The 19,593-nt window shown below is 46.4% G+C and carries 15 protein-coding genes; 3 read left to right on the top strand and 12 right to left on the bottom strand.

Annotated features, from left to right (window positions below):
• Positions 1-66: 66 nt before the first annotated feature.
• From ON006_RS29320 to ON006_RS29275, 10 genes are all read right to left on the bottom strand, one after another.
• Entirely contained in the window at positions 67-444 is a 378-nt protein-coding gene (locus ON006_RS29320; RefSeq protein ID WP_244821733.1) for a penicillin acylase family protein, read from the bottom strand.
• Positions 445-566: 122 nt separating this feature from the next.
• Entirely contained in the window at positions 567-1,556 is a 990-nt protein-coding gene (locus ON006_RS29315) for a phage tail-like protein (protein ID WP_244821732.1), read from the bottom strand.
• A 129-nt stretch (positions 1,557-1,685) separates the two neighbouring features.
• Positions 1,686-2,279 (bottom strand): Uma2 family endonuclease, encoded by a 594-nt coding sequence (locus tag ON006_RS29310; protein WP_244821731.1) that lies wholly within the window; start codon positions 2,277-2,279, stop codon positions 1,686-1,688.
• Positions 2,280-2,320: 41 nt separating this feature from the next.
• Positions 2,321-3,166 (bottom strand): sugar phosphate isomerase/epimerase family protein, encoded by an 846-nt coding sequence (locus ON006_RS29305; protein ID WP_244821730.1) that lies wholly within the window; start codon positions 3,164-3,166, stop codon positions 2,321-2,323.
• A 3-nt stretch (positions 3,167-3,169) separates the two neighbouring features.
• Entirely contained in the window at positions 3,170-4,381 is a 1,212-nt protein-coding gene (locus tag ON006_RS29300; protein ID WP_244821729.1) for an FG-GAP repeat domain-containing protein, read from the bottom strand.
• Between the two features lie 86 nt (positions 4,382-4,467).
• Positions 4,468-8,037 (bottom strand): PVC-type heme-binding CxxCH protein, encoded by a 3,570-nt coding sequence (locus ON006_RS29295; protein WP_244821728.1) that lies wholly within the window; start codon positions 8,035-8,037, stop codon positions 4,468-4,470.
• A gap of 108 nt (positions 8,038-8,145) precedes the next feature.
• Positions 8,146-10,140, bottom strand: coding sequence for a glycoside hydrolase family 140 protein (locus ON006_RS29290; protein WP_244821727.1), 1,995 nt, complete (start codon positions 10,138-10,140; stop codon positions 8,146-8,148).
• Positions 10,141-10,401: 261 nt separating this feature from the next.
• Positions 10,402-11,643 (bottom strand): DUF6786 family protein, encoded by a 1,242-nt coding sequence (locus ON006_RS29285; protein WP_244821726.1) that lies wholly within the window; start codon positions 11,641-11,643, stop codon positions 10,402-10,404.
• Between the two features lie 14 nt (positions 11,644-11,657).
• A complete protein-coding gene (gene rhaT, locus ON006_RS29280; RefSeq protein ID WP_244821725.1) occupies positions 11,658-12,740 on the bottom strand; it encodes an L-rhamnose/proton symporter RhaT in 1,083 nt (360 codons plus the stop codon).
• A gap of 82 nt (positions 12,741-12,822) precedes the next feature.
• On the bottom strand, positions 12,823-15,072 hold the full coding sequence (locus ON006_RS29275) for a T9SS type A sorting domain-containing protein (protein WP_244821724.1): 2,250 nt from the start codon (positions 15,070-15,072) through the stop codon (positions 12,823-12,825).
• A gap of 105 nt (positions 15,073-15,177) precedes the next feature.
• Here ON006_RS29275 and ON006_RS29270 point away from each other — a divergent pair, with 105 nt between their 5' ends.
• The 3 genes from ON006_RS29270 to ON006_RS29260 all read left to right on the top strand — a co-directional run bounded on the left by ON006_RS29270 (position 15,178) and on the right by ON006_RS29260 (position 17,866).
• A complete protein-coding gene (locus ON006_RS29270; RefSeq protein WP_244821723.1) occupies positions 15,178-16,482 on the top strand; it encodes a UDP-N-acetylmuramoyl-tripeptide--D-alanyl-D-alanine ligase in 1,305 nt (434 codons plus the stop codon).
• Between the two features lie 218 nt (positions 16,483-16,700).
• A complete protein-coding gene (locus ON006_RS29265; protein ID WP_138366086.1) occupies positions 16,701-17,252 on the top strand; it encodes a peroxiredoxin in 552 nt (183 codons plus the stop codon).
• A 23-nt stretch (positions 17,253-17,275) separates the two neighbouring features.
• Complete coding sequence (locus tag ON006_RS29260) at positions 17,276-17,866, top strand: carboxymuconolactone decarboxylase family protein (protein WP_244821722.1); 591 nt, start codon at positions 17,276-17,278, stop codon at positions 17,864-17,866.
• Between the two features lie 132 nt (positions 17,867-17,998).
• Here the strand turns inward: ON006_RS29260 and ON006_RS29255 are convergent, their stop codons facing one another.
• A complete protein-coding gene (locus ON006_RS29255; protein WP_244821721.1) occupies positions 17,999-18,757 on the bottom strand; it encodes a carboxypeptidase-like regulatory domain-containing protein in 759 nt (252 codons plus the stop codon).
• 3 nt (positions 18,758-18,760) lie between these two features.
• On the bottom strand, positions 18,761-19,588 hold the full coding sequence (locus ON006_RS29250; RefSeq protein WP_244821720.1) for a TapB family protein: 828 nt from the start codon (positions 19,586-19,588) through the stop codon (positions 18,761-18,763).
• Between the last annotated feature and the right edge of the window lie 5 nt (positions 19,589-19,593).

The following is a 19,593-nucleotide window of genomic DNA, read 5'->3' as shown; positions in this document are numbered from 1 at the left end:
AAACAGGAAAGTCTCAGGCTGTTTAACCAGTTCTGAGACTTTTTTATTGGTTGACAAATAACATTTTTACTCAAATATTCCAGACTGATTCAGCCCCGCCACACCAACGTTCTTCCATTCCCCTGCCCGCTCATAAATGCTGTTGGTGATTACCCATCTGTCCGCCTCGGCATACTTCTCACCCCAATACTCACCTCCACGTCCCCTCGCCTGACCATACAATTGCAGCACCAGATCACCATGGTTCTGAGCCTGCGCCCAGCCATAAGCGTAAAAAGGGCTTTCATCATTTTTGGCATAAATGTGCGGTACTCCCCAGGTATCCCACAGAATTTCGGCTTGTTTATAAGAAGGTTTCTGCTGCGTGTAGGCTTTTTCTGTCTTGACAAAAACCGGAAACGAATAGAAAATCAGGAAATATTTAACCATAGGAGCGAAATGCATAATATTCGCACAAATTAAATATTTACAGTTTACTATTTTAACATTTGAACACTGAACAAATTTTTATTGTATCGAATGACTTACTATTTCAATTTTACAAAGAAGTCTATATTAACTATTGGTTAAAGCTTCATCACCAATCTTCCACAAAAATAGGAGTGAGGTGTCAAATCCAGGTAGTCAAAAGTTGACTGAAAAATTGCGGTATATATTCCGTCTCCCGGTTCCAATTCTAAGTCAACGGACACATCTCCACGGTTGTCACCGTTAGAATAGAAAGGACTGGAAACTTGTGGAGACGAACTTCCATCCTTCGATTTAAATATCGACAACACAACAAAGTTATCGGTTTCCCAATCTGGGCTAACCCAGCCAACTTGTACATCAAAATGATAAATTCCCTTTACAGGAGCAATAAAAACATTATGCGGATTTCCATTTATGTTGTTATAGTTATTGCCAATGTCATAATTCTCGACCGAAAAAGGAATCTTTGAATAGATATTCTTTCCTATTTTTTCGCTTCCTCCGCCGGCCATACCACTAGCCCTAAATGCAACTCCACCTTCCCAAGTCGCATTCCCCTGAGCATCACTCGTCAGTACCTTCCCAACGCCCGGAGCCTGTCCATTCCCGAATATCTTCACACCGCCTTCTGCCTTTAAAGCAACTCCTGCGTCACTTCTGGCATGAACGCCGGTTCCGCTTCCTGCACTGTAACCTTTGATCGCCGAGGAATTTGATCCGCCATGGTAATTTTCAATCAGAAAAGCGGCGGCAGGTTCTGAATCAGCGCCATAGTAGGGTAATTTCCAATCGGAAACCGCCCGCCAATCAGGGGAAACAGGTGTATTTGCGTTAAAGTAGAAACCGACGCCATTTTTCAGGTTTGGATTTGTATTGTAAACCAGCAAACCGTTTGCAGGGGCAGTTATGGTAGTTTTGTCGATAAGCGAAGTCAGCGACACTTTGGGAATGAGGATTCCTTTATTGGTACTTTGAATATCCAGTGCAGCACTCGGGTCGGGTGAGGTGGTATTAATACCAACGCCTTGTGCGAAAATCGTGTGATGAAAAACTAGTGCGGTAATCAGTAGTATGAGCTTTTTCATTTCAGCTGTTTGTTTAGATTGAATTTTGACAATTTCTAAACTTAAACATAGCTGAGATAGCATTCATTCAAGCTTTACCAAATGGCGGTAAGCGTTGAACTAACGGAAAAACCTTTCCGGAAACACTAACTACTTATCAGCAAAAATGTCCGTCAGGTCTATCGCGAGTTCCGGAAAGATTGCGGATTTCAAGATCTCTCCGTTAATCTTCGGATGCTGTCCGATGAATTTCCCGGACTCATCAAGAATAAAGATATGCACGTGTTCATATTCGGGATACACTACCCAATACTCTCTTACGCCGCTTTCTTCGTAAACGTCGAACTTCTGCTTCATCTCCTTATTCGAATTCCCCGGAGAAAGCACTTCAATAACCAGATCAGGTGCCCCCAGGCATCCCTGGTCATCCAGTTTTGAATGGTCACAGATCACGCAAATATCCGGTTGAAGAACCGTAGTAATTTCCTGATTGCTTTTCTTGTCCCGGGTAGGTAGTCTTACATCAAAAGGTGCCGCATAAGCACTGCATTTCTGCCCTTTAATATAGTTACCAATGACCCCAGTCAAATTCCAGATAATCGCCTGGTGTCGGCGTGAAGGAGCGGGAGGCATTTTGTAAATGTATCCTCGTATCAATTCCAAACGTTCTTCGAAATGCCATTTCAGATAATCGGCATAGGTGTATTCCCCGTTTAAATCCAGTTGTTCTAGCGTGTTGATCATATATTATTGTTCCTTTCTAACAATAATACCGAAAACCAAACTCAAAAAGCCAGCGACCTCAGAAATTTCAGCCCGTCGACGGCTATTGCTTCGCGGGAAGGTTCTACTTGGCGCCAGATGGATGCTGCTTTGGCAATGATCAGTACATCGGGGGTGAACGATTCGATGACGATATCTCCCTGGTAATTAATGTGGTCCAGCGCGGCAAAGATCCTGTCCCAGTTGATCTGATCGCCGCCGGGTGTACCACGATCACTGCCGGAAGCGTGTAGCAGTGCCAGCTTATCACCTGCTTTGTGAATCGCCAGCGCGGGGTCTTTTTCTTCGAGATTCATGTGAAAAGAATCGAGATGCACCATTAATGCGTCGCTGCCGACATCGTGAATCAGGCGGAGGGCCTGATCGCATGTGTTGATAAAATCAGTTTCGTAACGGTTGAGCGGCTCGATAGCAAGCTTCACGCGATGTTCCTCAGCGTATTTGGTCAGTATTTTGAGATTTTTAACAACGTTGTTCCATTGTCCCTGCTTCTTATCCTCAGGTACCAGACCAGCCCTCCCCACTGCCGAATAAATAGGCCCGGCAACCAGGCTGCTCCCAAGTATCGGCGCAATGTCTATCAATGCATGAATGTAGTCAAGAGAAGTGATCTGCTCTTTCCGGTTCCCGCGCAAGTCGCGCCCAGGCCCGGTTGCGGCGCATACCGAGCGACATTCCAGTTCATTGTCGTCTAATGCTTTTCTGATGAATTCGGGATCAATATTGGCCGGATCTTCCACTGCAATTTCCACAAAATCGAAGCCCCATTCCTTGAATTGAGGAAACCATGAGACACTCTCGTTCGTGAACGGCGAGGAAAACAGATAGGTATTGATCCCGAATTTCATATACTATTTCCCTTTTTGCTGGGTAAAAATGCGTACACCTTTTTTGTTGCCGGTAACGATGTCCAGTAATCCGTCATTATTAATATCCTCCACCGTCACATGCAATCCCACGCCCGAGTCATTATCGATTTCGTGCTTAATCCATGTCGGCGTCTTGCCTGGTTTGTATTCGTACCAGTTCACAACTGCCGGTTCAAATTCGCCCGGGTCATTCCCATTATGGGCAAAATAACGTTTGCCGGTTATCAAATCAAGGTTTCCATCCCCATTAATGTCCTTCAACGCCAGACCGTGGGTCTGGGAAAACGATTTATCAATATCATGATGTTTCCATATTGCATTGCCTTGCTCGTCTTTACCCTGCTCATGCCACCAAATGCCATAATTGTGCGCCGAAGCACTGATCACGTCATTCAATCCGTCGCCATTCAGGTCCATTACATACATTTGCGAGCAATCCTGCCCCAGGTCAGCGGGATGAAACTTCCAGTCTGCATCTTTCGCCTGCTTGGCCGGGCCGCCTTCCGGTCCCTCCCACCAGCCGCTTCTCACCACCACATCCTTGCGCCCGTCACCATTAATGTCCCCGTAACCGATGCCATGCGTGTACATATGCGTGGAGTTTTTCTCATCATTGCTGACGGTATACTTTTCCCAGGTACCATCGCCTTTTTTAGAAGGACATTTCAGCCAAATCACTTTTTTCGCGGTAGGATCATTGCAAAGCAAATCCAGCCGTCCGTCACCATCGATATCCACCAGCTGCGGCGATTCATTTCCAACTGACGAGTGGATCACGTGCGTAGGCCAGTAGCCAGGTTTCCCCTTCGGATTTTGGTGCCAAACCGCCGCCTTTCCCGGCCAATCGATCCTGATCAAATCGATCCATCCATCCTGGTCCACGTCCATAGCAAAATCCAGAAATGAGTCACTATAACTTCCATTCACGATAAATGAGTCAGGTTTGGCCAGTTCATGCGCTTTCCAACTCGGAGCTTCAAACCAGTATGCACCCGAAAGTACATCCTTTTTGCCATCCTTATTGACATCGCCCATCGCTGCTCCTTCGGCAATAAATTTTTTGGTCAGCTCCTGCTTTTTGAATGCTACGGTATGCCCCTTTTTCGCTTTGGTCTGCGCCTGCGCCGCTGGGATAGTCAGTAGCACGATCAGCCCGATACTCAGCCAATTCATTTTTCTCAAAACACTTTTCATCAGATATAATGGATTTAGGATTTTAACATTCACTCATTCACTCATTCACTCATTCCCGTTCCACGGCGGACTCATTCACTCATTAACTACCTAACACTCAACAAATAATCCAGCAAGGCATAAAAGTCCTTTTCCGGAATAATGCTCCTGAACTGGTCAGGCATCAAGGTGTATTTGGATGCCCGGTACTCTTTCATATCATTTTTAGCCACTGAAAACTCCTGCCCCGTCAGGTCTGCAAAAACCATCGCCTCACCCTCTGTTCTTCGATAAAGGCCAGTCATAGTCTTGTCATTTTTCAATATAATGTTATAAGTCCTGAAAGCCTCAGTTATATTCCTGTTGGGGTCGAGTATTTTTTGGGTCAATGCCTTATGCCCCCAGTTTCCGATACCGTCGAGCTGCGGACCTATCATTCCTCCCGAGCCCTGTATCTGATGACAAGAGCTACAATTTTGGACGAAAATAGCCTTACCTGCGTCCGCAACACCCTCCGACGGCTTGAAAGTCGCGATCCTGGTATCAATCAGTTTCTGTCTTTCAGCCCGCTCGTCAGCTCCGGCGCTGAGAAATTTGTCCATTTCTATTTGCTGCGCAGAATTTGCATTGATCGCAAACCGCTCTTTCACCGGAATTTCATTGGCAATGTCTGCATTAGCTTCTTCGCTTTTAAATGCATTCAACAGGTACCCGATCCCTTCCGAGGTATTTGCTAGCACTGTCGCGATTGCTACCTGCAAATTTCTCGCGCCGCCCGCCAGCTGCTTTTTTAGTAACTCATATATAGAAGGTGAAGATGCCTGGCCCAGATACCCCGCCAGTTTTTCTCTCAATGCGGGTAATTCGGCGGGATTGTCGAATACATCGCTCAAAACCGGCGCATTAGCATTGGCATCTATGTTCATCAATGCTCCCGCCGCAGCACTTCTGACCCGGTAATCCATCCAGGCAGCTTTTACCAGTCGCTGCAAATCCGGTTCCAGTGATTTGATCTTATACTCCCCCGCAATGTCCGCAGCAGCCACGCGCTGGTCTGTCAATAAGGAAGGTGCTTTGGCTGGTATTTCCAGCACCGCAGGTTCCAGTTTGCCTATGCCAATTGAGCCGATGTAGGAGCTATCCACCACTTCGATGTACCCCATTTGGCCTTCGAAAGCATTCAAATTGAAGGTTGCATTCTTGATCAAGTCCTTAAACTGACTCGTTTCTATCTGATTAAGCCGATATTCACCCGCCAGCTTACCATTGGCCAGCCTGATCCTTACCGCATTATTGGAAATGCCTTTTTTGGCAGCTGTGTTATGAATATCATTGTCAAAAACATTCATTTTGAGCGTTGCCGGTAACTTGAATGGTACAGAATACAAGACTGCTTTCGGTGCGTAACCATTTTTTTCGCTCAAAATAATCCTGAATGCGGGCATGACATTCGTCAGAAAACTTTCGGAAACCATCCATGGATTAATAGGTTCGCTGTTTTTCATCAGAGGCCTGTTTTTCCACAAATCTGTATTTTCCGAGATATTTCCCAAAAACCTGCCGGACAAACTGGAACCCCAGGCAATCAGTTTCCCGCCCGGCGCGGTCCCGCTTTGCTTCACCCCTGCCTGAATGGTTTTGTACAGCGAAAGTTGCGTCTCAGGATCACTGGCAAATTTGTCATTGATCAGGTCAATGGCTTTTTCCAACTGGTAAGGCGACACCTGCCGACCAATGTATTCCAGGTTTTTAACCAAATCTTTGGAAGGCAAATCGTGCGTCAATGTGTAATCCAGCACAAATGAAGCCGCCGCACCGGACGGTATGTCAAGCATCGCACGAGTAATTAATGCCGCCTGATCATCGTTCCATTTCATAGCCGGAATGCGCCACATTACGCTCTTGTCACGAATCGTATTTCGCACGCTGAGCATGGCAGTATACTTCAAATGCGTGTCCTCAGGATTTGTTTTATTATAAAGATCCATCAAAAGCGTAAGGTTCTCCGCCTTCGTAAAGCGGCCCAATATCTCCGCTGCCGTGCGCTGAACAAACGGATCTTTGTCATTTAATGCCTTCGTAGTCGCCTCATACTGGCTGTCCGCAAGCTTCTCTCCATCCAAAAGTATCCTGAATGCATGTACACGGATTACAGGATCCTGATGACTCAGCGCCTCGCTCAGCGTGGACTGATCCAATGCATGCAACCTTTGTAAAACCCACAGCGCGTGCACATATGCATTCGCGTCCGCATTATCCCCCAGCGAAGCACGTACAGGCTCAGCAGCCTTGTCTTTCCAGGTATCCACGATCCTGTCCGCTACCTTCAATCTCGTGTTCAGCTGCGGATGTTTCAATCCCCCGATCAGCTGATCCAATGTCGCTTTCGACCAATCGGTCACCTTCATATCCTGATATGCCTGGTCACCTTTGTACGTGATTTTCCAGATCCTGCCGCTCAGCCGGTCACGTCCGGGGTGGTTCAATGCTACTTCATAGTGACCAATGATCCGGTTGTAAAAATCAGCGATGTACAATGCCCCATCCGGCCCTACCTTCACATCCACCGGCCGAAACCAGGGATCTTTACTGATCATAAAAGGCTCTTCCTTTTTGGTAACGGGCGTGGAGCCTTTGTAAGTAACAGTATTGCGGTCAATGCGGCAGGTAACCACATCTCCCGTAAAAAAGCTTTTCCGGTACTGCTCGGGGAAATGGGTACCGGTGTAATAAACAAGTCCGGCGAGCGCAGTGGAGCCCAGTTCATAGGTCATCATTTCAGGCGCGAAACCGAGCCCGGCAGGTGCTTTTTTACCAAAATGCGGATAATCTCCTCCAAAGATCAGCTGCGTAATGGGCTTGGTATGGCAGTCCACAGAATACAGGTAGCCTCGTTCATCGTAGGCATATCCAAACGGATTGACACGCCCGAAAGTCGTTTGCTCCACCCGGCTGCCGTCCAGCTTCACCCTGAATGTGTTGCCGGAAGCCATTTTAATGGTATCGCCGTCTGATCCGGCCACATGGGAGGTATTTGAAAACCCGTGACATACCTGCAACCAGCCATCATATCCACGCATGAGGTTATTGACCATACCGTGTGTATCCTTGTGGCCAAACTCCCCTAGCAGCACTTTTTTGCTGTCCGCCTTGCCATCATTATCCGTGTCTTTGAAATAATATAAATTGGGAATGCTATACGCTATGGCACCGTCCGACACCGGCATGATACCGATCGGAATGTTGAGGTTATCGTCGAAATGTGTGAATGTTTCCGCCTTACCGTCGCCGTTTTTATCTTCCAGGATCGTGATCCGGTCCTTTCCGTCGCTCATTCCTGCCGCCATCGGATATTCCGACGACTGGGTAACCCACAGCCTTCCCCGGTCGTCGAACTCCATGTTCATGGGCTTGGTAATGTCGGGTTCTGACGCAAAAAGTGTTATTTCAAATCCTGGTGGAAGCACAAATGCCTGCCGCTCCTCTTCCGGCGTCCGGTAGTTGGTAGTCCTGATGTGTTCGGCGTAAATATCGGCGGCAGTCTTACTTTCGGTTTTCGCAACCGTGACATTTTTACCAGCCTTGTTTTTAGGAGTACTACAACTTGGTGCGTAAAGCAATAATGAGGTCATCAAAACGGCTGCACCAACATTTTTTAAATCATTGGATGTAATCATAAAATCCGGAAAAGGTATTGTTATTTAAGCGTTTAGGAATATTTTTCAACGAAATGGCATTGCTTACAAAACCCGGAATGACATGTTTTTACTGTGAGACTTAGGTTATCAAGCGGCTTTACTGTTTCTCCTGCGTCTAATTAGCCAGGCAACGATCACTAAGGCCAAGATACTACCTGCAACCGGTAGGGTTAGCAGCCTTCTGAATATTCTCGTGGATAATGAATCGCGCACAAAACCGTATTCCTGGTATGCTATATGAATGTCCCGCTCACCTTTGTAGATTAATTTCAAACCCCAGTCTGTTTCAGAAGGTAATGGTGGAAGTTTGATGATCCCGGTCTTGCCGGAAACCAACTGGCCATCACCCACATTGATCCAGCTGCCATTGCGTGGGTTAAACCACTGAGCGCTGTATACACTGTTGAGCTTACAGCCCCGGATCTCTGATTTCGGGCAACCCTTCTCGAAATACACCATAAAGATATTCTTATCCGGTGTGCGGGCGCAATAAGCCCAGCCTTCATAACTCAGTATATCATGCGTTTTATTGGGTGACACCAGGTCTGCCAATGGTACAAGTTCCTGGTACCGGCGCCCGATAGAAAAAGCGAAAGTTTTCAGGTATTGCATCTCTGCCGCAGATCTCCATTTGAAAGCGTCCCACATATGGATCGGCGCGGCTGGTTCTATATCGCCGCCCCATATACCTTCGGCACCATAAACGTGACCGGCAAGTCCGCCGGAGAGGAAGCTTCCGTAAATTCCCGATCGCACGATTTCATTGTCATGCTCGGTGCCGCCATCCGCACCCCGGGTGTAGTTCACGCCGTCCTTTCCCCTGTTGTCTTTATAACCTGAGTAATAAGGCTCGCCATTCAACGCTGGTTTTGGATTTTTAAGATTATATATCTCTGTCAGGTACCAGTAGTTATTGTGTTCCCGTTGATTGCCCGTCTGGTGCAATGTCACCCAGGAATCCTCGCCCCAGTTTTCGAGCGTGGACGGATTGGCGTTGGCGGACAACAGGTTTTCAAACGGCAGCGGCCCGAACCTTTTTTCAACATCTTTAATCGAAGTAACAAAATCTCCCGGGCTTACCGTTTTATCAATAATGTCGAGGTGCACCGGGCTGAGCACAGTATTGTAAGCCTGGTAACGAGAATAGAAGTATTGCAAAAAACGGGAATACGAATCAGGCCACCGATAGTATTTAAACCAGAGCAGGCTGGCATCCCGCCTGGTAGCTTCCATAAAAGGAATGATGCCATTAGCATTAAGATAGGCGACCTTCCGGTCAATGTATTTGAAATATTCCGGGTTAAGCCGCTCCATATCAGGGAAATAATTTTCGTAGCCCGGCACTTTTCCGGGGAACAAAAAAGGTCTTCCTCCTTCATTGTCCATATTCTTTGCACTGTTTGTCCCAAACTCTTCCCAAGCCGAACGTAAGGTTGTTTTCACAGAATCGGCTACTACCAGAATGTAAGAACTGTCATCGGTCTTCCAATTCGGATAGGCAGCGATCATACTTACCCAGTTGTAACCCTGTGCTTTCCGATAGCGTACGTAATCCTTAAATCCAGCCTTCGGGCCAATGGGCCTTTTCACTTCATCGTCATACCATTTGAACCGGTTAGCTCCCATGGAAAACCAGGTATCACCAATGGCCAGGTATGGTGTGCCGTCCGCGAAATTTAAAGCATGGTTATTAGGTGAAGTCCGAAGGAATCCACGCCTGAGTGGGTTGTCCAACTTTTCTTTCTGACTCCACTCAACAGCCGTAAAAGAACTCGTTTTGCCGGAAAGTCCCGGATCATTCGGAGTGGACCCACTTTTCCAGGTCCAGTCGCCCGCTGTTGTAGCCACCAACCTCACACGGAACGTATTGCCGCCATCCCAAAATCCGTAGATACGTTTTTTAAATCCCGGACCGGTCAGCTCTATCCATACAGTTACATCAGTATAAGGATTTTTGTAGGTATTGACGGCAGTAAATGTAAGCTCCTGCATTTCCCAGATGTGTACAGGCGTTGCTGCAGTAGTCCGTAAGCAGGCAAACAGGAGGAGCCAGGAAAAAAGTACTCTGATTGGGAAATTCATGTAATTTATGTTGACGCGATGAGAAGGCAATGGTACTCTTATAAAACTCGTAATGTTGTGATTTTTACTTTGAGCATTGGCCTGCATAGTAGCCATTTTCCTTATAACCGCTTCCTTTTTTTGCTGCTTACCAATTTTTCAAGCACTTTCTCATTGACCCTAACATAACGCTAATCAATATACGCTCGACCCAAAATCTCTCGTGTTCGCAGTGCATGCAGAGTAACAGCATTATTCCAACTGTCCTGCACTATCATGCTTTTATTCAAATATCTCTCCGATTTGCTCAATATTTACACCCAGTACCTTTTGGGAAATGTCATTAAGGCTGGCCGGGTCTCCTTCAAAATGGTAGGTACGCTGGCGATGCACCAGCGATTCCCCCGTTTTCAATGCGCGGGTGGAGGAGTTGGATTCCAGCTCATAGAATGGTCCCATTTGTGTTCCGTCTTCGAGTTTTCCGTCATTGTATGCATTCAATGCGTCCCCGTTGTAGGGATCTTTGTGAATTTCCCAGGATGATTTCAAGTATTTTTCTTCCGGTAAAAGACTATACTGGATGATCGTCAGAATGCCTTTTTCGGAATCGTAGCTGCCCGCTACATTGCGCGCAGAACGTGGCGCAATACCGATCTTACTTCTGAATTTGCCGTCTGCTTTGAGAAAAACCGTCGAATCCGCGACTTTGATCCTATCCGACGGGATCTTGCCAAAGTAGTCGTCGGTAATCAATGGCTTGTCTGATAATTTCTTTGAAAACGGTGCGATGATGACTGTCTTTTCGGTTGGGCGGAACATTCCAAGCAGCCAGATACCCAGCATTCCGGTCTCAGGCTTCCATTCTGCGTCTACGTTTTTAACTGCATTGACGGATTCATAAGCCACCGATTTGCAATTTCCTAACGCAGCAATGTCCAGCCCGCTGAGAATCGACGGCTGGTCGAGCATGGTTATTTTGCGTTTGATTTCAATGACAAATGTATTGCCTGAGTGGTTTTCGATCATGGCCCGTGCCTCGAAAGTAGCTGAGCTGCTATCTGATTCGGAAACCGCAAACGACACGGTGTCAATGATGGCAGGCGTTTGCCAGTTTTCAAAATCAAAGGATTTACCTTTTTTGAAATAAATCGAAAACTGACCGCCTTCCGGGGAAAGCCAGAAACGCTCTTCTCCGCCAAATGCATTCATATGTGGCTGATGCTCGCCACTTTTGATCAAACCGTAATTGATCCAGCCATAGCTATTTCCCTGCCCACCATCAGCTGTACTGGTCATAACCCGACCCTGATAGTCGGCGACGAGTATCGCCTGAGCGCCGCTGTTGTCCGGCGAATGGAGGACAATTGTCTTTTTATATTGATTCAAAAAGGCCAGGTCGTAGCCAAATGTGCCTTCGGTTAATTTTTGTTCCACGCTATTTTGCTCGCTTTGATTCTTTTTCTGACATGCAGTAATTACTGTCACAGCAGCAAAAAGTACCAGGATTGAAAGGTGCTTTTTCATAAAACCAAAAGTGCTTACTCTCTCAGATAGTTACCGTAACCCACGATCAGCACAGACAAAACAATCACCAATATCCCAGTCAGAATGGTCGTAATGGTCTTTTTACTAACACCTTTCCATTCTTTCAGGATCAATCCCCATGAATTGGCAACGAGGATAATGAATGCCATGTGCAGGATCCACGAGCTCGGCCCGTTGCCCAGTTTGCTTTCTCCCATGCCGTAAAAGAAGAACTGTAAGAACCAGGTCGTACCTGCAAGTGCTGAAAAAATATAGTTGGAAAGCAGCGGCGTCGAAGAGTCGGTGTAGTTACCGAAAGTTTTGTTGCGTGCATTCAGCATCATACACCAGATAAAATTGGTAGTAAGCCCTCCCAAAAGTATCACGACATAAGTCACATTGTTTTGGAATAAAAACTCACCCTGATCAGGATTAACGGCTTTCCACACTGCATTGGCCTCCTCTGCCATGATCTTGCCCGCATCGATCCCGAATGCAAAACATGCGCTCAGTACCCCGGAAATGATGGAAACGGTTAGGCCAAGACCTATCTTGAATTCGGTTTTATCGTCCTTTGCGAGGCCGCTTTTTTTCAGGTCACTATCTTTCATTGACCCTGCTTTTCCACAGATAACGATGCCGATCACACAAACCAGCAACCCAAATAATACCCATTGTCCCCAGCTATTTGTGAACAGATCAGATATTGTATCTTTTCCCGGCCTTGGTGAAAACTGATAATAAATGGAGGGAATCAATGCTCCAAAAACAGAACATAAGCCAAGAATAATGGAACTACCCAGCGCAACACCCAAGTACCTGACTCCTAAACCGTAAGTAAGACCTCCTATTCCCCACAAAACGCCAAAAACATAAGTGAGAACGAGTATACTGCCGTCGGTATGGGCGATAATTTCGGTGAAACCTGGGATGGTCAGATAGGCCGCAAGCGGCGGAACGATGAGCCACGAAAACAGGCCTCCCACGATCCAGTACGATTCCCAGGCCCAGCCTTTGACTTGCTTGTAAGGAATGTAAAAACTACCGGAGGCAAAACCTCCAATAAAATGAAAGATTACACCAAGAAGAGCTTGCATGAATTCAGAATTTTATCATGTAAGGGTTGGGGCAATGGTATCTACTCTACAAGACTTGGCAAGTCTTCGAGACTTACCAAGTCTACGGTTCTAAAACTACCTTACGCGTAACACGCACATCGCCTGCTTTCAATTCTAAAATATATAGTCCAGCAGGCCAGTTCAATGTGGAAATTTGCTTCTCCGTATTAGCCCTGATCGCCTGGTTCCGCAAAACCGTTTTACCGCTCACTGTCAAAATATCAACCGTTCCATTTTTTGACGACAACACTTTCAAATAGTCAGCAGCAGGATTCGGATAAACTTTGATCGTCGGTTCCAATGGAGGCTCAGTACCGGTAATGGTGACTGGCAACACATTAGTTAGCAGCCGGATACCTCCCGCATTACTACCTATCGCAAGATCTGGTTTTTTGTCGTCGTCATAATCTCCCACTGCCAGGGCGAGGTAGTTCCCGTAAACCGGCGCTCCGGCTTTTCCGTTTAGCGCTACCAATGCACTTTCTCTTTCTGTCCATTTGCCCCAGTCAGCACCGTGAAAAATACGGACATTGCCTGTGTGGTCAACGGTAGCGAGGTCAGGCTTGCCGTCGAGGTCGAAATCCGTGACGGCCAGTTGTGGCGAGCGACCTGCGAAATTGATCCCGACACCTGCAAAAGCGTCTGTTTCCAGTTTGAAAGAATACTGCTTATTGGTACCTGTGTTGGTATAATAGTAAATGTTGCCCTGCTGTTTTCCCACTATTAAATCTAAGTCTCCATCATTGTCGGCATCATAAAAATACGGTGAATCGCCAGTTTGAGACTCGGCAGGCATAGTAATGGTTACCGCTTCTCCCAAATTCAGCTGTGCCGCGGCATTGCCAGTAGCCTTGTTAGGAATGTAACGGTACTCCATTTTAAGCGTAGCAGTTGACGTTGCTGCAAATCCAAGATCGGCCACGCCGTCACCATTGAAATCCGTCCATTGAGGTTTAAGGTTGTATAACGCCAGCGAAGAAGGTATGTCCAAGTAGTTTTCAGATTCCACTTTGAATGCAGGTTCAGTTGCACTGCCTTCATTTTTCAGAAGCCAGAACCCGCCTTTGAATCCCGTCGCGCCTGGCATTCCGCCAGTACCAATGAGCATGTCCAGGTCACCATCACCATCGATGTCAAAAAACGAAGGTGACGCGTTTTCGCCGACGTCGAGCATCTGGTCTTGCAGGAAGTTTTTTTGTACCAGTTTAAAATCCGGCTTGTCGCTGGTGCCTGCATTGTGATAGTACCAGCCCGATGATTTGAAATCTGTCAAATTGAGATCGTTGGAAGGTACGCTGGGTGCGATCAGTAAATCTTTCACACCATCAAAATCCACGTCTTCCATAAATGCAGCCGGGAAAATGTGCAGCAAAACCGGATTAACCGCGGGATATGTGTTGGTAAAAGCCGTGTAATTTCCGATCAGTCCCTCCGACGAATTGGTCAGAAACGAAATGTGTTCATTGCTCACGTGCCCTACCAGCAGGTCTTTTTTGCCATCGCCGTTGAGGTCGTGTAGCATAATGGAGTTACCGGCATGCAGAATCCGCCCGCCCGAATTATCGACGACGCCACAGTCCACACCGAAAACAAAATCCTCGCCATCGCCTTTACGGAAATTGCCCCAGCAATCGCCATTCCGCATAAAAACAGGATTTTTGGAATTGCCCAAACTATCGGGAACACCGAATTTTTCCATGCTCAGGTTTTGATGCAGCTCAACATAAGTCCCCGAAAAATCGAACAAAAGCAAATCCAGATCGCCGTCGTCGTCAATGTCCGTAATACCGGGAATGTCCGTTCCCGAGACCTGCAAATTGATATTCCCCGAAAAACCTCTGGTATAGATCACATCTTCCATCAGTTTCCATGTCCACGAAGCACCTGCTTTCACCTGCTGGTACACACTGATTCCCAGCGAAGTACTCGCGAAAAGATCTTTTTGACCATCTCCATTATAATCGGCGAGGATCATCCAGTTGTCGGTTTGCGGAAAAAGCGATTCGTAGTATGGTGCGTGGATGTAGGTTTTTTTGGCAGGATTCAATGGGTCGGTGCCGGCCAGGAATGTGGTGACCTTACTATTGGTACGGTCGTACACGACCAGGTCTTCGTCGGTATCACTATTTAAATGCATTTTCAAAAACTGGGATGCATTGAGCCCACCTGCCCATGGGTTACTCAACTTCACGCCTTTGGAAGAAACACTGGTAACGGTATCGGTTTTGAACCAAACCTGCTGGGACGAGGCCTTTGAAAGAGCTAGTATGTAAAAAATAAAGAAGACACAGGAGGTATATTTCGTACGCATCGTTGAGGAATAATCTATTAGTTTTGCAGGTTCACGGCCGACTTATTTCACTTCTTAAACGTAACGAAATAAGCGCTCATAACTTTATAATGACCCGATAATTCCATGTACACTTCCACCGAAACACTTTATAACATATTCCAAAAAGGTGCAAAAATATCCACCGACACCCGCCAGGTGAGTGAAGGATGTATTTTTTTCGCATTAAAAGGAGATAAGTTCGACGGTAACCAATATGCCGCAGAAGCTTTGCAGAAAGGCGCTGCCTATGCTGTGGTAGATGATCCGGCCGTGGTTGCCAGCGATCGTTTTTTATTGGTCGAAGATGTACTGGCAGCATTGCAGGACCTGGCCCGGCACCATCGCAAAACATTCACTTTTCCCGTGATCGCATTAACGGGTTCTAATGGCAAGACCACAACCAAAGAACTGATAGCAAAAGTGTTATCGATGAAATACAACACCTACGCAACGAAGGGAAACCTCAATAACCATATAGGAGTACCGCTGACCATTCTGTCCGTTGACCCGGCCAAACATGAAATGGTGGTCGTGGAAATGGGTGCCAATCATCAGGCTGAAATCGCGCTGCTGAGCACGATTGCTCAGCCCACCCACGGCCTGATCACGAATATTGGCAAGGCACATTTGGAAGGTTTCGGCGGCGTGGAAGGAATCAAAAAAGGAAAGGGAGAATTGTTTGATTTTCTTTCCAAAAAGAAGGGGACCGTTTTCGCCAATACGACCCACGATACGATCATGGAAATGGTAAGCAAGCGCCGTGCATTCGGTGAAATCGTCTTTTATTGCTCCGAAAGCAGTCCTGTTAACCCCATTTTGTTGCAGGAAAGCCCTTTTGTGATTTTTGAAAATCATGGTAAAAAGGTCTCCACACACCTGCCGGGCAGCTATAACTTTGATAACATTTGTGCTGCGCTGGCAGTAGGAAAGCATTTTGAAGTGGCCGATGAGGACGCAAACGAAGCTGTAAGCACTTACCAGCCTGATAATAACCGCTCGCAGATCGTCAAAAAAGGAAGCAATACGGTGATTATGGATGCTTACAATGCTAATCCATCTTCTATGGCAGCTGCGGTGGCGAATTTTGCAAAACTGGATGCTCCGAAAAAAATGCTGATCCTCGGCGATATGTTCGAGCTGGGAGACGCTGCCGAAGAAGAGCACCTTGCGCTGGGCAAACTGATCGCTGCGGAAAACTTTGACATTGTGATTTTGTCGGGCAAACTGATGCAGCACGCATTGCCTGCCCTCCCCAAGGCTTACTACTTTCCCGACAAGTTTTCGCTGCATAACTGGGTCATGGACAACCCGCAAGAAAATACATACATTCTCATCAAGGGCTCCCGGGGAATGGCACTGGAAACAGTACTGGGAATGATACCGGGTTGAGCCGGATAATGACAGATAATATTAGTATAATTATATTGTTCAAATTTATATCATTATCGATAAAATCTATACTATCTCAATTTCGATAAATAAAACTAAATTAATTTGATTAAAACAAGTCTTTCCTCGCATAATACCAGGTGCGAGGTTGCCTGACGCTCGTGTCGTTTGTAGTTTTGTAACACCAAAAAATACAATTTATCAAACAACAAACAATCATGGCAAATAGACTGTTATCCGTGGGATCGACTTTCCCTGAATTCAAAAAAACATCAGTAGTGTCTCTTGAAAAAGGAAACGAATTCTACGATATTACCTCAGAAGATCATAAAAATGCTGAGAAATGGATGGTAATGTTCTGGTGGCCAAAGGATTTTACATTCGTTTGTCCTACCGAAATTGCTGAGTTCGGAAAGCATGTTGATGACTTCGCAGACCGTGACACAATCCTGATCGGTGCTTCTACTGACAGCGAATTTGTTCACCTTGCATGGCGCAAAAACCACGACGATCTTCGTGACCTGCGTTTCCCGATGCTTGCTGATACCTCGAAATCTCTTGCAGAAGAACTGGGTATCCTGGAAGCCAACGAAAAAATCGCTTACCGTGTAACTTACATCGTTGATCCACAAGGAATTATTCGTTGGGTAAGCGTAAACGACCTTTCAGTAGGACGTAACGTGAATGAAGTAATCCGTGTTTTGGACGCATTGCAAACTGACGAACTTTGCCCTTGCAACTGGGTAAAAGGGGAAGCTACATTGGCTTAATCCACACCATTTAAATAAAAGAAATGTATCCATTCGCAACTACGGGAAGCACTAAGGATTCCCTGTATAAAGAAGTGAATCTGCCCGCTGATTTTGAAAGCGTGCTGATCAACAAACTGGCTGCGCTTGATCATCGTTACCTGAAAGACCTTAAAATCAACATTGGTAACGTTTTGAAATCTCAGACATTGAACCGCAAAGAGGCGCTTTTGATCGCGCTTGCTGTGGCAGTGAACGAAAAGAATGCGGCTGTTATCTCTGCGATCGAGGAACTGGTGATCCAGGAAGGTGCTGAGGACAAGGAAATTGCAGAAGTAACTGCCTGCGTTTCATTGATGAATGCAAACAATGTGTTCTACCGTTTCAGGCACTTTATGCACAAGGAGTTTTATGACAATGCTCCTGCCGGCATCAAAATGAGCATTATGGTAAACCCGGTACTAGGCAAAGAATTCTTTGAACTCCTGAGTCTGGTAGTTTCGGCTTTGAATGGCTGCGAGATGTGTGTTACATCTCACGAGCAATCGGTACTGAACCATGGCGGAACCCCGGCGCGCATATTCGATGCGATTAGGGTTGGCGCTATTTTCAAGAGCTTCACTGTTCTGGTTTAAAAAAACTTGGCAAGCCTTAAAGGCTTGCCAAGTTTGCATTACTCATCCTACTTCTCGGTTTTAGCCAAGAAAACTCACTCCTCTCGTTGCTTGTTTTGACGTTGCAGCTATTTCCAGGCCGCTAATTTCTCCTTACTCGGTGTAGCTGATGAATGCGATGTTGTTGCCCCACATCGTTTCCGGCTCGAAATCGATGGTTATCTCACTTTCATATTCGTCATCTGAAAAGTGCTTTCTGAGCTTCAAGGGCATTTTCCCCGCGTCGCCATTATAATAAGCCGTCATCCTATATCTGCCCAGCGGAATGTCCACCAGTTTGCCATAGTCATCGGTGTAAGGCTTCCCGTGCTTCATTTTGAGTGTTTTGCCTTTTGATCCGTCGATCAGATTTCCTACCGGTACCAATGTGAATTCTATATTTTCAGAATCATAAATCGCGCTCATCAGTGCTTTGTTCACCTCAATGGTCACCCCATAGTAACCTTGTGCATCCACTGGCCGTTTTCCGGTCAGTTTCCATTGGAAATTTCGAACCGCTCCATCAATGCTGAACTCTTCATACACATCCGGATGCAAGTCAAATTCATATTCCTTACCATTATAGCGTCGTAGCATGTACGCGGAGGCCATGAAAGTGCCGACTTTCGGAAGCTGAATCTTGTAGTTACCTTTTTCGTCAGAACTCCCGATGGAGTAAGATGCGTAGATCATCGTATTGTCGACCACTACTTTGACCCCAGAAAGTGGTGTACCGTCTGTACTGGTCACTTTTCCCGTCGTGTATCCTTCCTGTGCACCAGGTTCATCAGGCGACGGTCCGTCGGTATCGGTACATGCAGCTGCAACCAACAGGATGCATGCCCATTGAAATAATATCGAAATGCGTCTCATCGGTTACTGGATTTTTTGCAGTTCGGTAGTTGATGTTTCGCCTTCTGACGACTCTTCCACGGACTTTACAATACCTATTTCCGGTGCTGTCCAGAGTGAAACATTGATCGTTTCCGTTGACTCTTCGGCCGGAACGCCTGCTGCCTGGAATTTGGTAACGGTCACGTAGCTGTACTGCCATTTGCTGCAATTGAAGGTCCCGGCTGGTGTTGTAACTGCCTCCTCCTTCACTACCTTGCCAGATTTGTAAGTAATTTTAGAACTGATCTCGGCATCTATATTGTCGCCTTCTTCGACGATAATCTGCATTTTGATCTTCATATTGATCGGATCGCCCTTGAAAGTGACAGGACTATCGACGGTACCTTTGTTGTCAAAAATCTGGTACTGTGGAAAGCCTGTCAGATCGAAATCCTCAATGTAAGCGATCGGCCGCAGTTCCTTAATCAATGCTGCAAATACCGACGGCAGTTGCAATTCATAGGTGGTGGCCCCATTTTTACTGTAAGCCTTGTAATCAACAGCGTACTGGCCATCCGCTACTTTCACCACGTTTTGAATGTTAGAAACGGACATTCCTGCCGAGTCTTTTACACTTTTCACCTGGGTAACTGATGTTTCAACGGTACCGTCCGAATCAACGATTTTGTATGTATACTGTTTCCCATTTTCCGGGATAATGGCTTTTTTGGCATTGACAACTTCATCCGGGACTACTTTGTTGTCATCGTCCTTACAAGACGCCAGTGCCATAACGGCTACCGCACAGGAGAATAGTACTGATTTCAACCGGCGTACCGGCAATGGAGAAATTGAATTTCTATTTAACATGGCTT

The organism is Dyadobacter pollutisoli, assembly GCF_026625565.1.
In the GTDB taxonomy this organism is placed as follows: Bacteria; Bacteroidota; Bacteroidia; order Cytophagales; family Spirosomataceae; genus Dyadobacter; species Dyadobacter pollutisoli.
Note: the sequence above shows the minus strand (reverse complement) of the source record. Positions and strands in the feature narration are given on the sequence as shown.